This window comes from Acinetobacter sp. GN11, assembly GCF_054823985.1.
The window spans coordinates 1-14,372 of record NZ_JRVL01000086.1 but is presented as its reverse complement, the minus strand read 5'-3'; the positions used below and the strand labels follow the sequence as shown (position 1 = coordinate 14,372).

General features: G+C 39.7%; 13 protein-coding genes and 2 pseudogenes. 6 read left to right on the top strand and 9 right to left on the bottom strand.

Annotated features, from left to right (window positions below):
• Positions 1-13: 13 nt before the first annotated feature.
• From NL42_RS09535 to NL42_RS09520, 4 genes are all read left to right on the top strand, one after another.
• Positions 14-373 (top strand): roadblock/LC7 domain-containing protein, encoded by a 360-nt coding sequence (locus NL42_RS09535; RefSeq protein ID WP_045437845.1) that lies wholly within the window; start codon positions 14-16, stop codon positions 371-373.
• Positions 374-456: 83 nt separating this feature from the next.
• Positions 457-1,422, top strand: a complete 966-nt coding sequence (locus tag NL42_RS09530; RefSeq protein ID WP_336170796.1) for a hypothetical protein — start codon at positions 457-459, stop codon at positions 1,420-1,422.
• Positions 1,423-1,430: 8 nt separating this feature from the next.
• Positions 1,431-1,991, top strand: coding sequence for a GTP-binding protein (locus NL42_RS09525; protein WP_461312575.1), 561 nt, complete (start codon positions 1,431-1,433; stop codon positions 1,989-1,991).
• Positions 1,984-2,403, top strand: a complete 420-nt coding sequence (locus NL42_RS09520) for a roadblock/LC7 domain-containing protein (protein WP_004796294.1) — start codon at positions 1,984-1,986, stop codon at positions 2,401-2,403. The genes NL42_RS09525 and NL42_RS09520 overlap by 8 nt, the downstream gene beginning before the upstream one ends.
• Before the next feature lie 53 nt (positions 2,404-2,456).
• Here NL42_RS09520 and NL42_RS09515 read toward each other — a convergent pair whose 3' ends face one another.
• Genes NL42_RS09515 through NL42_RS09490 form a run of 6 tightly spaced genes read right to left on the bottom strand, consistent with a single transcriptional unit; the run spans position 2,457 to position 10,827 of the window.
• Positions 2,457-4,397, bottom strand: a complete 1,941-nt coding sequence (locus tag NL42_RS09515; protein ID WP_461312574.1) for an acetyl/propionyl/methylcrotonyl-CoA carboxylase subunit alpha — start codon at positions 4,395-4,397, stop codon at positions 2,457-2,459.
• Between the two features lie 18 nt (positions 4,398-4,415).
• Positions 4,416-5,252 (bottom strand): enoyl-CoA hydratase/isomerase family protein, encoded by an 837-nt coding sequence (locus NL42_RS09510; protein WP_461312573.1) that lies wholly within the window; start codon positions 5,250-5,252, stop codon positions 4,416-4,418.
• A gap of 15 nt (positions 5,253-5,267) precedes the next feature.
• Entirely contained in the window at positions 5,268-6,425 is a 1,158-nt protein-coding gene (locus NL42_RS09505) for an acyl-CoA dehydrogenase family protein (protein ID WP_461312572.1), read from the bottom strand.
• Positions 6,426-6,467: 42 nt separating this feature from the next.
• A complete protein-coding gene (locus NL42_RS09500) occupies positions 6,468-8,081 on the bottom strand; it encodes an acyl-CoA carboxylase subunit beta (RefSeq protein ID WP_461312571.1) in 1,614 nt (537 codons plus the stop codon).
• Positions 8,082-8,092: 11 nt separating this feature from the next.
• Positions 8,093-9,001, bottom strand: coding sequence for an SDR family oxidoreductase (locus NL42_RS09495; protein WP_461312570.1), 909 nt, complete (start codon positions 8,999-9,001; stop codon positions 8,093-8,095).
• A 20-nt stretch (positions 9,002-9,021) separates the two neighbouring features.
• Positions 9,022-10,827, bottom strand: coding sequence for an acyclic terpene utilization AtuA family protein (locus NL42_RS09490; protein WP_461312569.1), 1,806 nt, complete (start codon positions 10,825-10,827; stop codon positions 9,022-9,024).
• A gap of 185 nt (positions 10,828-11,012) precedes the next feature.
• Here NL42_RS09490 and NL42_RS09485 point away from each other — a divergent pair, with 185 nt between their 5' ends.
• Both NL42_RS09485 and NL42_RS09480 read left to right on the top strand, forming a co-directional pair.
• Positions 11,013-11,612 (top strand): TetR/AcrR family transcriptional regulator, encoded by a 600-nt coding sequence (locus NL42_RS09485; RefSeq protein ID WP_461312568.1) that lies wholly within the window; start codon positions 11,013-11,015, stop codon positions 11,610-11,612.
• Positions 11,609-12,118 carry a GNAT family N-acetyltransferase gene (locus tag NL42_RS09480; protein WP_461312567.1) on the top strand — a complete coding sequence of 170 codons (510 nt, stop codon included), beginning with the start codon at positions 11,609-11,611 and terminating at the stop codon, positions 12,116-12,118. The genes NL42_RS09485 and NL42_RS09480 overlap by 4 nt, the downstream gene beginning before the upstream one ends.
• Before the next feature lie 182 nt (positions 12,119-12,300).
• Here the strand turns inward: NL42_RS09480 and NL42_RS09475 are convergent, their stop codons facing one another.
• The 3 genes and pseudogenes from NL42_RS09475 to NL42_RS09465 all read right to left on the bottom strand — a co-directional run.
• Positions 12,301-13,464, bottom strand: coding sequence for an acyl-CoA dehydrogenase family protein (locus NL42_RS09475; RefSeq protein WP_461312566.1), 1,164 nt, complete (start codon positions 13,462-13,464; stop codon positions 12,301-12,303).
• A gap of 136 nt (positions 13,465-13,600) precedes the next feature.
• Positions 13,601-14,015, bottom strand: a pseudogene (locus NL42_RS09470) (DUF4256 domain-containing protein); the annotation flags it as partial.
• Positions 14,006-14,230: pseudogene (locus NL42_RS09465) on the bottom strand (GFA family protein); the annotation flags it as partial. The pseudogenes NL42_RS09470 and NL42_RS09465, both read right to left, overlap by 10 nt.
• Positions 14,231-14,372: the final 142 nt, after the last annotated feature.

Here is a 14,372-nt window from a genome sequence, read left to right as displayed (position 1 = left end):
GAGAGATAAAAACATGGCTAAACTTTCTTTAGATAGCTTAACTGAAATTGACGGTTTTATTGCTTCTGCACTTGTTGATTCAGAAAGTGGATTATCACTTGCAACACAAGGTGGTGGGGAAATTGATTTAGAATTGGCTGCTGCCGGAAATACAGAAGTAATTCGCGCAAAGCGGAATATCGCCAATGCTTTGAAATTAAATGACAATATTGAAGATATATTAATTACCTTAGGTAAGGCTTACCACTTAATTCGCCCCCTAGAAAGTAATAATAATTTATTCCTTTACTTAGTGCTTGATCGTACTAAATCGAATTTGGCCATGGCTCGTCATGAGTTAAAGTCATTTGAAAAAGAGCTAGACTTTAGCTAATTAATCTAAGATGTGCTTTTTATATTTATTATAACAAGCACATTAAAACTATGATGTTATTCAATGAAATTTAATGTGATACTATGGATAGGAATTGCATAAATATTGCTACTTCTGGTTTAAGTTTAAAAGTTTTAGATGAATTAAAAACTTTAATCAGAAATTTGATACCTAATCAGCATGGTATTAATTGGGTTAATATTTCTAACAATCATATTGATCTATTATTAATTAACGAAAACTTTTTTGACTCTGATAATATTCAAAATATTCTTCAAAAGAAAAAATGTCCTTATTTAAAAATTAGTAAAACTCCTTCAGAAAACCGATATCAAGTTTATGAACATACTCTGTATCTGCCACTAGAAAAAGTAGAACCTCTATTCGACTGGTTACAAAAAAATCTATTATCATTTTTAAATCAAAATAGTGTCGCGATAGTTTCAGATTTATCTACGGAACTCCTCCTTATTGATGAGCAATTTATAAGAAATTTGCATAGTCCAGAAAATACTAAATTACATTTATTTGATGATAAAGGCACTCTTGCCATTATTGATAACAGAGCTCAAATTGCTTGGATAGAACCTTCTCGTCAAAAAGCATATACGAATATGAGCTTTAACTTTGCTTTTGCTAAAACATCGGATTTTACTAAGGTTTCTCGTAAAAAAAGTTATTGCTTACAAGACTGGTTATGGAACCTAATTTGGTGTTCAAAAGACTTTGAAAATCTAGCTGCAAAGGATAAATATTTTAAAATCGATCATTGGCCACAGCCCTACCAAAAAGAATATAGAAAAGTGAGCCTTCAACTCTCCGCATGTTTTATACAGGGAGCAAAAATTACTGATGTTGCTAAACAACTTAACTTATCAATCGACGATGTCTTACGCTTCGTTACAGCTTGTGTAATGGCAAATAATGGAAGATTTGTTTCGGCGAATAAATGTTCTTATGTACCTAGTTATCATTTAGAAAATTCAAATATAGACAATCATTTTTTTAAAAATTTTATAGGGAAGATTAGACGGCGTTTTGGTCTTTAAGGGAAGTTATGATTATACAGCAATATAAAATTGTCTTTGCAGGTAGTATGGGGGCAGGAAAAACAGAAGCGATTAAATCGTTATCTGAGATTCCAATTTTGGGAACGGAAGCATTCAACACCGATGTACAAAGCCACCAGAAAACTCAAACTACTGTAGGCATTGATTATGGTGAAATTACTTTAGATGATGGAATCAAAATCGGACTCTATGGCACCCCGGGACAAAGCCGTTTTGATTTTATATGGTCGGTTATTTGTGAAGGTGCAATCGGCGTTATTTTATTATTAGATCACAATAGTCCTAATCCTATTGACGAGCTAGAAAACTGCTTAGAAACCTTTAAAAATTATAATGATAATATTGCAATTGGTATTACTCATGTTGATGAGAATAAAGAATCGTCACTTCAACAATATCGTCATTGGATAAAAGCAAATGGACTGTCATATCCGTTGTTTTTTATTGATGCACGCGAGCAAGAACAAATTTTAATGATGGTTGAATCATTAATTGCATCACTTGAAGTCAAAATAGGCTTAACATCTCAGGGGAATGATCATGCTTAGTATCCCAACTCAAAAACGCACCGCCCCTACACAATTGCTACAGCTAGCAAAAACTGAAGCTCATAATATTTTGATGAATACGCGTGGCGTAGATTTTGTAATGATTTGCTCTTCTGATGGTTTTGAATTAGCAACAGTAAGTCATAAAAACTACCATAACACCACCAAATTAGCAGCGGTGAGTAGCTCAATTTTGGCAATGGTGACTGCTTTTTTAAAAGAGATTCAACTCACTGGCTGTAACAACATTACTTTAGATGCAGATAATGGTAAGGCTATTCTAACGGCTATTCCAGCAACTCATCACCCGATGGTTATGGTCACGCTCAGTAATAAAGAGGTTCTTTTAGGACAACTCTTGTATAGCCTAAAAAAAGCAAGTCAGTTGATTGCAGAGGCTGATGGAGAATAAATCAAGACTTCTGATCAAAAATAAATACCGCTCATATAGAGCGGTATTTTTAATTAAATTTGAATACTAAACAACATTTGTCGTTTTTTTACTTGTTGACCCTGTTGCCCTAACACATCTTCAACTACACCATCCACATCAGATTTAATCTGCTGTTGGATTTTCATGGCTTCAAGTACTAATAAAGTTTGACCTTTCACGACTTGATCGCCTTTATTAACCAAAATATTTACCACAGCGCCATCCATCGGCGCACGAATATTGCCATCACCAGCCACATCAGCTATTTCAGGGGCAGCATAAGTCACATTTCGTATCGCAACATTGCCATTCTCTCGATCTAAGTAAAGCTGATCACCATCTAATACATATTGCACACGGCGGCGTACGCCATCAATTAAATAAACTAATTGCTCTGGTGTTCTCTCAAGCACTTCAATACAAACTGTTTGATCACAAAGCTGTGCCGTAAACGTGTTATTTACAGATGAAAGCTGCAATTGAATTTGCTGATCATCATATTTAAGTTTTAATGGTAATGGCACTCCAAGCCCAGTTTTCCACACCGCAGTGACTTTACTTTGACTAAATAATGCAGCAGCAATCGCTAAATTTTCTAAAGATAGAACCTGCTTATGTAGGCTGCTATCTTTTTGAAAATGCTGTTGAATAAATGCGGTATTGGTATCACCACCAACAACAACGGGATGGCGTAATAAATTGACCAAGAACTGCTTATTACTGTTTACACCCAGCAAAACACAATCATCTACAGCACGAGCCAGTAGACGAATCGCATCCTCACGGGTTTTACCGTATGCGATCACCTTCGCCACCATCGGATCATAGAAAGGGCTAACTTCATCTGTTGCTAACATGCCATGATCAATTCGTACATTTGGCAAAATTGTGGGCTTCCAACGTAAAACTTGACCTGTTTGCGGCAAGAAATCTTGACGTGGATCTTCAGCATACAAGCGCACTTCGATTGCATGGCCCTTGATGGACAATTCATGTTGTTGCAATGGTAAATACTCACCATTGGCGACACGCAATTGCCATTCAACCAAATCTAATCCTGTAATAAGCTCAGTGACTGGATGCTCAACCTGTAAGCGTGTATTCATTTCTAGAAAATAGAATTCACCCGATGCATCAAGCAAAAACTCAACAGTTCCCGCGCCTACGTAAGCACATGCTTTGGCAGCTGCAACAGCAGCCTCTCCCATTTGCTGACGCAGTTCTGGTGTCATGACTGGACAAGGTGCTTCTTCTACAACCTTTTGGTGACGGCGTTGAATCGAACAATCACGCTCAAACAAATACACATAATTGCCATGCGTATCACCAAAAACCTGAATTTCGACATGGCGTGGAGCAATGACCGCTTTTTCTAAAATAAGCTCACCTGAACCGAATGCATTTTCAGCTTCTGAACGTGCGGTTTGCAATGCCTCAACCAATTCGGAAGACTGCTGTACCAAGCGCATACCGCGGCCACCACCGCCCGCAGAAGCTTTGACCATAATTGGAAAACCAATTTGCTCAGCTTGTACTGCTAAATATTTAAGGTCTTGCCGATCGCCTTCATAACCTGGGACACAAGGTACGCCTGCTTCAATCATGGCAATTTTTGAAAGTCGTTTACTTCCCATCAACTCAATTGCCGAAGCTGTTGGACCGATAAAAGTAATTTGGTTATCGATACAGGCCTGAGCAAAATCCGTATTTTCTGATAAAAAGCCATAACCAGGATGCACAGCATCCGCGCCTGTTTTTTTGCAAGCTTCTATAATTTTGGTAATTGAAAGATAAGATTCAGATACTTTAGAAGCTCCAATATAAGCTGCTTCATCAGCCTCTTGCACATGGCGAGCATTACGGTCCGCATCGGAATAGACCGCCACAGTTTGATAACCCATTGCCTTTGCTGTCTGCATCACCCGAACTGCTATTTCACCACGATTGGCAACCAGTACTTTTGAAAATTTCATTGTTTTTATCCTTATCTTTTATTGCTCATCGGCCCAATTCGGCAACCGTTTTTGAATAAAAGCCATCGTTCCCTCTTGCCCTTCAACACCACCAACCGCTTGAGCAAATTGTTGCGCAGCATCATCAAGCAAATGATTCAATGGTTCATTGAGTGTTCGATGTAGGAGTGCTTTCGTCATACGTGAAGCTTGTGGTGCAGCACGTTTAATTTGCTGAATAGTTTCCTGTAATTCCTGCTCTAGCTCTAATTCATTATGAGCAAGCTGATGGACCACTCCGACACTGAGCGCCGTAGGTCCTTCAAAACGCATCCCCAACAAAGCAAGTCGTCTAGCCTGAGTTAGACCAATACGCTTCACTACAAAAGGAGCAATCTGTGCAGGAATTATTCCTAGCCCAGTTTCAGGCAATCCAAACTGGGCATTGTCACGGCTAATCGCAACATCGGAAACACATACCAGACCAAAACCACCACCTAGAACAGCCCCTTCTAAAATCACTACAACCGTCTGTGGAGCTGTTTCAACTTGCTCAAGCATGGTACCAAAATGGCGGTTAAAATCAGCATAAGGTTGAAGGCTACCGGTATTACTCACTTCAACTCTCAAAGCTGCCATATCTTTAATATCACCACCTGCGCAAAAAGTTCCTCCTTCACCACGGATGATGACCGCACGAATCGAAAGATCATCATGAATAGCAGCAAAGACCTGTTGAATCGCATTGACCATATTCAAGTTCATGGCATTACGGCTCTCTGGTCGGTTTAACCAGAGGTATAAAATACTACCGTCCTGTTCTAATTGAATGCTGTCATCAATATCTAAAGCTTGAAGATATGCTGAAAATGTCATGGCTTATTCCTTATTTTATTTCTGTTTTTTAGGCAGGATGTCCATCAACTTACAAATAATCCCCAACATAATCTCATCTGCCCCACCACCAATAGACCCCAAGCGTCCGTCACGGTAAAGCTGAGATGCAGGGTTATCCCACATAAAACCATTGCCCCCCCAATATTGCAGACAGCTATCTGCAACTTCACGAGTTAGACGTCCTGCCTTGAGTTTTGCCATTGAAGCTAGCATGCTGACATCTTCACCGGCAATATGCTGTTCACACGCTTGGTAGGTTAATGCTTTTAGTGCTTCCACTTCAGTCATGAGTTCAGCAAAGCGGAAATGGATATATTGATTATTGATGAGTGGCTGACCGAAAGTGGTACGCTCTTTGGTATAGGCAATGGTTTTTTGAATTAACGTTTCCAACCCTCCAATAGAGTTGGCACATGCCCACAGGCGCTCTTCCTGAAATTGCATCATCTGCATCATAAAGCCCATGCCTTCTGCACCGACTAAATTACGCTGCGGTACACGCACGTTGTCTAAATAAACTTGTGCTGTGGTGGTTGAACGCATTCCCAATTTATTAAGTGGTTCAGAAAAACTGATGCCTTTAGTTTTTGCTGGCACAATAATCATCGATTTATTGACGTGTGGTTTATCATCAGAAGTATTTGCTAACAGACAGAAAAAGTCAGCTTGTAATGAGTTGGTAATCCACATTTTGCTGCCATTGATGACATAATCATCGCCGTCTTTTTTGGCTGTAGTTTTAATTGCTGCCACATCAGAGCCCGCATGAACTTCAGATACCGCAATGGATGCCACATATTCCCCAGCAATAGCTGGTGTTAAAAACTCATCGCGCAATTCTTGACTACCAAAACGTGCCAAAGCAGGTGTTGCCATATCAGTTTGTACACCAATTGCTAAAGGCACACCCCCACACGCTGCGCGTCCAATTTCTTCAGCAACCACAAGGTTATAAGAATAATCTAAAGCTAAACCACCATTTTCTTCAGGCTTACAAATCCCTAATAAACCAAGGTCACCCATCTTTTTAAATACATCATGAATCGGGAAACGACCCGCTTCTTCCCATTCTGGAATATTCGGATTTAGCTCATTTTCAACAAATTGACGTGCTGTCCGGCGTAATGCTTCATGTTCGGCAGTAAATTTCATGGTGTTATTCCTATTAATTTTTTTAATTGCGGTAAAAGTTGCTTAAAAGCGAGACACACCAAAACGGCTTGGGTTCAATGTCCGCTGCTGTGCTTCATAAATGGTTTGTAAAAGAAAAATTAGTAATTTTCGGCTATCTCGTGGGTCAATAATGCCGTCGTCATGTAGCATTGCGGTATTGAAAAGTGCGGTAGACTGCTGCTCCAATTTCATCGCCGTACTTTGCTCAAGAAAATCGAGCATTTGAGGATTAGGCTCCTGACCAGATGCTTTTTGCTTGCCTTCCGCCACAATACGCAAGACTTTGCCAGCCTGGGCAGCACCCATGACCGCAACATGGGAGTTCGGCCACGCAAAAATAAAATCGGGTGATAGACTTCGACCACACATCGCATAGTTGCCAGCGCCATACGACCCTGCTACCACAATCGAAATTTTAGGAACAGTACAATTGGCAACAGCTTGAATTAATTTTGAGCCATGTTTGATAATACCGTTTTGTTCAGCATCGGTTCCCACCATAAAACCTGTGGTGTTATGCAAGAACAATAATGGGCGCTGAGTCTGTTCGCACAGGTGAATAAACTGGGCTGTTTTCGCCGCACCTTGAGGGGTGATCGGACCATTATTAGTAATAATACCGATATGTAACCCACCAATTTTTGCCCAACCACACACCGTTAAATCATCATATTCCTGCTTAAATTCAAGAAAATTTGAATCATCAACAATTCGAGCTACTACTTCTTTCATATCGAATGGTTGTTTAGGATCACTTGGAATAACACCCAATAATTCGTCAGCATCATAGCGCGGTTCTTTATAGGCAATATCAACTGGTTTGATTTGCTCTTTCCAGTTCAAATGCTCAAATATTTCACGTGCAAGCCGAATACCATCGGCATCATTTTCAGCTAAATATTCAGCTGTTCCAGCGATTTGAGCATGCATTTCTGCTCCGCCCAACTCTTCAGCTGTTGCCACTTCACCAGTAGCAGCCAACAGTAAAGGCGGACCTGCAAGTAACATTTCGGTTTGTTTACGTACAGCAATCACATAATCCGAAAGACCGGGTTGATAAGCACCACCCGCCGTTGCATTACCATGTACAACCGCAAGTTGAGGGATACCTGCCGCAGACAGACGTGCCTGATTGGCAAAGGTCATACCACCGTAAGTAAATACTTCCGCAGCATAATTTAAGTTGGCACCGCCACTTTCAGTCAGTGTAATCAGCGGGAGTTTTTGTTCTAAGGCAATTTTTTGCAAGCGTAAGGTTTTCTGTACGCCCATGGGCGACATAGTTCCGCCCTTAATTGCGCTATTACTTGCAGAGACTAGGCAACGCACACCACTGACAAAACCAATACCAGCAATCACCCCGCCGCCAGCTTCCGAGCCATCTTTATCATCATGCATGTTGTAGCCAACCAAACCACATAACTCTATGAAAGACGAATCAACATCTAGCAACAACCGGACACGTTCATGCGGTAAAATCTTGCCTTTTTTATCGAACTTCGGTTTGGCAGCATATGATTTATCTATGCTTTTTTGCTGAATTGCACGGACCTCACTCAACAGCGTAAGAAGCGCCTCTTTATTTTTTTGATACTGTTCACTGCCTACAGCAACTTCAGATTGGAGAATAGTCATTATTTTATTCCTTACTCCAAGCCTAACTTATCGTCTTGCTCTACCTTTTCAGTCTTATCTTTAAAAATTTCAGGAATAAACGCACGGTGGAAACCATTATAAGATTCACTATTTGTCGCATCGCCTAGTGGATACATGCGCGTACCTTGCGATGCAGCCCCATCAATACGCAAAGTCACACCAGAGACAAAAGCCGCAGCATCAGATAATAAATAGCAAATTGCCGATGAAACTTCTGACTCAGTTCCCATCCGTTTTAAAGGCACATTACCAGCAAGACTTGGAATAATCACCTTTGCAAAATCACCACTATAATTATCCATACCTGATGACACAATCCAACCTGGCGCCACCGCATTCACCCGAACGCCAGATTTGCCCCATTCAACCGATGCAGTTTTTGTTAAGTTATCAACCCCCGAACGGGCAGCACCTGAATGCCCCATTCCCGGCATTCCACCCCACATATCGGCAGTCATGTTGACAATACTACCGCCATGTTTTGCCATCCATTGGTTATAAGCTTCACGCATTAAATAGAAAGTTGCGTGCAAATTATTACGCACGACTGCATCGAAACCATTTGCTGAGATATTCTCTAAAGCTGACGGGAACTGGCCACCAGCGTTATTCACCAAGCCATCCAGTCTGCCGAATTTTTCAATCACCTCGGCAATCATATTTTTCACTTGTTCTTCTTCACGGTTATCACAAACAATGAAATGAACTAAGCCACCATCTTCTATAATTTCTTGGCTTACTTTCTCTAATTTCTCAATTTTGCGTCCTGTAATCACTACTTGTGCGCCGAGGGCTGCAAGCTCATGTGCAGTACAGCGGCCAATTCCTGAACCACCACCCGTCACAATCACGACTTTATTAGCAAAAGCATCTGGTCTAAAAATTGATTGATAACTCATCTTTATTTCATCCATTCATTTTATTTTTCTAAAAGATGTGCCGGAACTTTTACAGGCATATCCAATAATTGTTGTGCAAATGCTTTACCTTGTGGGTCGATACGTAAGCTTGCAACACCGCCGCCGCCCAAGGCGTTCTCCAACATAAAATTCAGTGCATTTAAACCCAGTAACTCATAACGAATTACTCGCCCTTTCTCTGCATCCAAGACATGCTGCATATAACTTGCAACCGTTTGTTCAGTCAGTGCAGCACGAATCCATGGTAAATATTCTGCTTTACGCGCAATTACACCGATGTTGCTATGATTACCTTTATCACCACTACGGGCATGCGCAATTTCAATCAAAGTAACTTCAATTTCATTCCCTTGATAAACCGCACTTTCACCCACTGCTAAACTAGGGATATGCTCTGTAGAAGTGCCCCGAGGAATCTCAACCAGATAGCGGTTCCCATCAAAATCGATTTCGACATTAATTTGATTTTTATCAATTAAAAATGAAAATAACTTAATCACTGGAGATGCTTTTGGTCGACCTCCAACAATTCCAGCCAAGGCTGGAGCCATGCCTGTAGAGGCCTGTGCAATTTCAGAGGCAAAGAACATACATGCTTCTTTAAACATGTGTTTTACAGCTATTTTGACCACAACTTCTCGGCTGTTTAATGCCTGAGCATGTGTGCCATAGGTACTTTCAATCCCTAATATTTCAACCGATTTTTCACTAAACGGTGGCACTGAGCGCATTGCTAAAACACGCTCACATTTAATCAAAATCGCATCAGCAATCACTTGCGCTTTTTGTGGTGCCTCACGCCCTGCAATTAAGAAACTGACTAAAACCCGATAACCATCTGGATAAGTCGCACTAACTTTATATTGTGCGGTAGGTGGTTGTCCTTTTGCACCTGTCACACGGACTCGATGCTCCCCGACTTGTTCTAAATGCACCTGACTGAAATCAGCAATTACATCTGGTAGTAAATACGCTTGAGGATTACCAATTTCATAGACAATTTGTTCAGCAACCGTTGCGGTAGATACCAGACCACCTGTCCCTTGTGGTTTAGTCACAACAAATGAACCATCTTCACTCACTTCAACTACAGGGAACCCCATATTGTCAAAGCCTTGTACCAATTGCCAATCAGTAAAGTTACCACCCGTACACTGCGCACCACATTCAATGACATGCCCTGCCAGCGAACCTTGTGCCAATTTGTCATAGTCATCGAGCGACCATTGATATTCATGGAGCAACGGTGCAAGCACCACAGCCGAGTCAACAACACGGCCAGTAATCACAATATCTGCGCCTAAATTCAAAGCATCACGAATAGCCACCGCACCTAAATAAGCATTACTGCTCGCCACCTGTTCTGGCAAAGCTTCACCGCTAAACATTTCGTGAATATTTTGCTGCTTAAGTTGTTCATGCTGCGCTAAAAGATCATCGCCTAAAACCACAGCAACTTTCAGATCTAGACCATATTCTTTAATTATTTTTTGCAAGGCATCTCGACACGCCAATGGATTAACACCACCAGCATTACTAATCACCTTAATTTTTTTTTCTGCAATTTTTTTAAGTAGAGGTGCCATCACTCGACTGACAAAATCCAGAGCATAACCATGCTTGGGTTCCACCATCTTCGCTTTTGCCATAATCGACATGGTGATCTCTGACAAATAATCAAAAACCAAATAATTAATATCGGTTAGATGTACCAATTGGAAAGCGGCAGTATTGGTATCTCCCCAGAATCCAGAGGCACAACCTATTTTTACGACACGTTCATCATCCTGTTGATTACTTGCCATCCTATTTCTCGTTATTTTGTTTAAAAATTACACTCAACATTACCAAGCAAGCGCTTGGTTTGTAAAGAGCAAAATGTTATTGTGAAATTGACCAAAACTGCCAAACTCGACAGCTCAGCTAAAAAATGATGAGATTTGGCAAACTTTTCTGTTAAGTATTTTTATATAAAGGACTCAGCTTTCGCATGATTGCTACTTCAATTGAACAGATTCCAAATATTTCTTGCTTTGATGACAGCCCACGTGGTCGTTTATTACAGGGAGCCGCTTATTTATTTCACAAGCAAGGCTACGATAAAACCACTGTACGCGAACTTGCTCAATTTATTGGAATTCAATCAGGTAGCTTATTTCATCACTTCAAAAGTAAGGATGACATCCTCGCTCACGTGATGGAGGAAACCATTATTTACAATCTTGCTCGTTTAGAAGATGCAGCAGCTCAATCTACTGATCCAGAACAACAATTACGTGCCCTTATTAAAGCTGAACTCATTTCAATTACTGGAGATACTGGTGCAGCCATGGCTGTTTTGGTTTATGAGTGGTTTGCTCTGTCAAAAGAAAAACAAGATTATCTTTTAAAAATGCGTAACGAATACGAGCAGATCTGGTTAGATATTATTGAAAATTTACGTAATCAGGGCAAGGTAAAACATGATGCCTTTATTTGGCGAAGATTAGTTGGTGGTGCAATTTCATGGACCGTAACTTGGTATAAAGCTGAGGGTAAAATCAAAATTGATGAGTTAACGGAAATGGTCAGCGAGATGGCTTTGAAATGAGTTCAGTCTATTTACGTAAACCTCAAATAAATGACTTGGTTGAAATTAAAGAAGCATATGAAAACAGTATTCATCTACATCAACCTTGGACATATCCTCCTACTGACTTTGAACAATATTTAACCCAAGAACATCGTTATTTTGTTTGCTTAACCGAAAGCCATACAATTGTCGGAACTTTTAATATCTCTAACATTATCAAAGGTTATTTTCACTCGGCTTACTTAGGTTATGAAATATTTCATCCCTATCAAGGTCATGGCTATATGAAGCAAGGCTTAAAATTATTACTCAAAGAGGCATTTGAAAATTTAAAATTGCATAGACTTGAAGCAAACATACAACCTGAAAATATTGCTTCAATTCATCTGGTTGCAAATGCAGGTTTTATCAAAGAGGGCTTTTCTCGACAATATCTTCGAGTAGGTGGAAAAGAGTGGAAAGATCATGAACGTTGGGCGATTTTAAATGAGCTATGGTTAGAACCTTTGCCCCTTAAAGCTTAAATCATATATTATGTATTTAAATGCGTTAAAAGAAAAATATGAAATTAAATTAGAACAATATGAAAAACAACGAGATAGAACTCATGCCGAACATAATAGTAGAAATCAAAAGAATTAGAATAAATACATCAAAACTTGAAAATGTATTTATTCTATCCTCGGTCACTTGTGAATAAAATAAATTAATAACCAAGCTGCTTACTAATCAAATCTTTCATAATTTCTTCAGCGCCCCCACCGATCATATTGACCTTCACTTCACGGTAAATACGTTCAGACTTGGTACCTCGCATAAAGCCCATGCCGCCCAACGTTTGTACCGCTGCATCAGCGCAAAATTGCATAGTGCGAGTCGCAACATTTTTCAGCATTGAAATTTGAGCCACCAACTCAGGTCCTTGTAATTTTGGCTGAGTCATTTTCCATGCAGTTTCTTCAAGCAATGCCCGTGTTGAGGTCAATTGCGTTGCCATATCTACTAATTTATGGCGAACGACTTGATGATCTATTAACCTCTTACCAAAAGTTTTGCGTTGCTGCGCCCAGTCTAAAGCTTCTTCGTAACAGACTAATGCATACCCATAAGCCACTACACCTAAGAAAAAGCGCTCCATATTAAAGTTATTCATAATGACTTTAAAACCAGCATTTTCTTTGCCGAGCAGATTTGATGCAGGTACTCGTACTTGGTCAAAATGCAAATGAGCTGTATCAGAAGCCCACCATCCCATTTTCTTTAAAGGTGTTTTAGTAATTCCGTCGCTATGTGCATCAACTAACAACATTGAAATGCCTTCTGCACCTATTTTAGTTGGATCTGTACGCACCGCAACAGTATAGTAATCTGCACGAATTCCCGATGTGATAAATGTCTTTTCACCTGAGACAATATAATAATCACCATCACGAACGGCTTTCGTTTGTAATGCAGCAACATCAGAACCACCACCAGGTTCTGTAATAGCTAAAGCAGAAATTTTTTCACCAAAAATAATACTCGGAAGGACTTTTGCTTTTAACTCCTCACTTCCAAAGTGCTGAATTGGCGGAGCACCAATTGTGTGTACCATCAATGAGATATGCACTCCACCCGACCCAGCCTTCGCCATTTCTATACCAGCCAATAATGAATAGAATGGATCAGCATCGGGAATGCCACCATATTCATCAGAGAACCCTAACCCCAATAAACCAATCTCAGCAGCTTTTTTATAAAGATCTCTAGGAAATGTCTCAGCTTCATCCCATTCATTAACGAAAGGTGCTATTTCTTTTTGTACAAATCGGCGAACATTATCAGCAAAAGCAATATGTTGTTCATTATAGTAAATTGGATTAGGTTGCATTTTTAGAGATATCCTGGTGTTTTTATTTAATTCCAGAGCATATCTTGTCATGTTTACCATCAATCAAAAGTTGCAAGAACCTCCAATTTCTTGGCATAAAACATCAAACCTAATAATTCTTATCAAACTGTAAAATCTATATTCTTAGATAGCACCGAAATCCACGAGCCGCATAATAAGATTGCGCCCCATTATAATAAATAAAGACCCGACCATAACGACGATCTGCAAAAATTGCTCCATCTAACTGTCGAATCTCATCTGGGGTTTTGAGCCAACTTGATGTTTTAAGATCAAACTCCCCTAAATTTTGTAATTCATGATATTGCTCTTCTGTGAGAAGCTCGGCTCCCATTTCTTTAGCCGCCTCGATTGCACTATTCTTAGGAGGGTGATCTTTTCTAGCCCCCAAAGCTTTTACAAAGACTTCTACGACCTTTCGGTGTCTCAGGAGAACAATCTACAAATAAATATTCATCGCTCTTTGGGTCATAAGCCACAATGTCTGACTCTCCTCCGGTATTCTCCATTTCTTGCAATGACCATAATTTTTACAGAAATGATGATTAATCACATGTTTGTTAAAAGTATAGTTCGCTAAAATTTCAGGGATTTCTAAAGACACTTTAACTTGGTTGCTTGGTAAAAACCAAAGCAATGAGCCTTTCCTTTGACATATTGAACAATTACAAGATAAAACCTCTAACAACTCTCCTTCCACTACAAATTTAATCTGACCACAATGACAACTTCCTTGATATTTCATTTGTCTTACTCTTTATAATTTTCACGCTACTTACTGTTCCAGTTTAAAGAATAAGTTTCCATATAAAAATGTAATCTAATTAATCAATATTGATTTAGAAGACTACGATAACAATGATCTTAAGTTTGAATTTAAAGGTCCG

What these genes read in the sequence shown, in the direction of transcription:
- NL42_RS09535 (WP_045437845.1), top strand. Translation starts at nt 14, where the DNA reads ATGGCTAAACTTTCTTTAGATAGCTTAACTGAAATTGACGGTTTTATT.
- NL42_RS09530 (WP_336170796.1), top strand. Translation starts at nt 457, where the DNA reads ATGGATAGGAATTGCATAAATATTGCTACTTCTGGTTTAAGTTTAAAA.
- NL42_RS09525 (WP_461312575.1), top strand. Translation starts at nt 1,431, where the DNA reads ATGATTATACAGCAATATAAAATTGTCTTTGCAGGTAGTATGGGGGCA.
- NL42_RS09520 (WP_004796294.1), top strand. Translation starts at nt 1,984, where the DNA reads ATGCTTAGTATCCCAACTCAAAAACGCACCGCCCCTACACAATTGCTA.
- NL42_RS09515 (WP_461312574.1), bottom strand. Translation starts at nt 4,397, where the DNA reads ATGAAATTTTCAAAAGTACTGGTTGCCAATCGTGGTGAAATAGCAGTT.
- NL42_RS09510 (WP_461312573.1), bottom strand. Translation starts at nt 5,252, where the DNA reads ATGACATTTTCAGCATATCTTCAAGCTTTAGATATTGATGACAGCATT.
- NL42_RS09505 (WP_461312572.1), bottom strand. Translation starts at nt 6,425, where the DNA reads ATGAAATTTACTGCCGAACATGAAGCATTACGCCGGACAGCACGTCAA.
- NL42_RS09500 (WP_461312571.1), bottom strand. Translation starts at nt 8,081, where the DNA reads ATGACTATTCTCCAATCTGAAGTTGCTGTAGGCAGTGAACAGTATCAA.
- NL42_RS09495 (WP_461312570.1), bottom strand. Translation starts at nt 9,001, where the DNA reads ATGAGTTATCAATCAATTTTTAGACCAGATGCTTTTGCTAATAAAGTC.
- NL42_RS09490 (WP_461312569.1), bottom strand. Translation starts at nt 10,827, where the DNA reads ATGGCAAGTAATCAACAGGATGATGAACGTGTCGTAAAAATAGGTTGT.
- NL42_RS09485 (WP_461312568.1), top strand. Translation starts at nt 11,013, where the DNA reads ATGATTGCTACTTCAATTGAACAGATTCCAAATATTTCTTGCTTTGAT.
- NL42_RS09480 (WP_461312567.1), top strand. Translation starts at nt 11,609, where the DNA reads ATGAGTTCAGTCTATTTACGTAAACCTCAAATAAATGACTTGGTTGAA.
- NL42_RS09475 (WP_461312566.1), bottom strand. Translation starts at nt 13,464, where the DNA reads ATGCAACCTAATCCAATTTACTATAATGAACAACATATTGCTTTTGCT.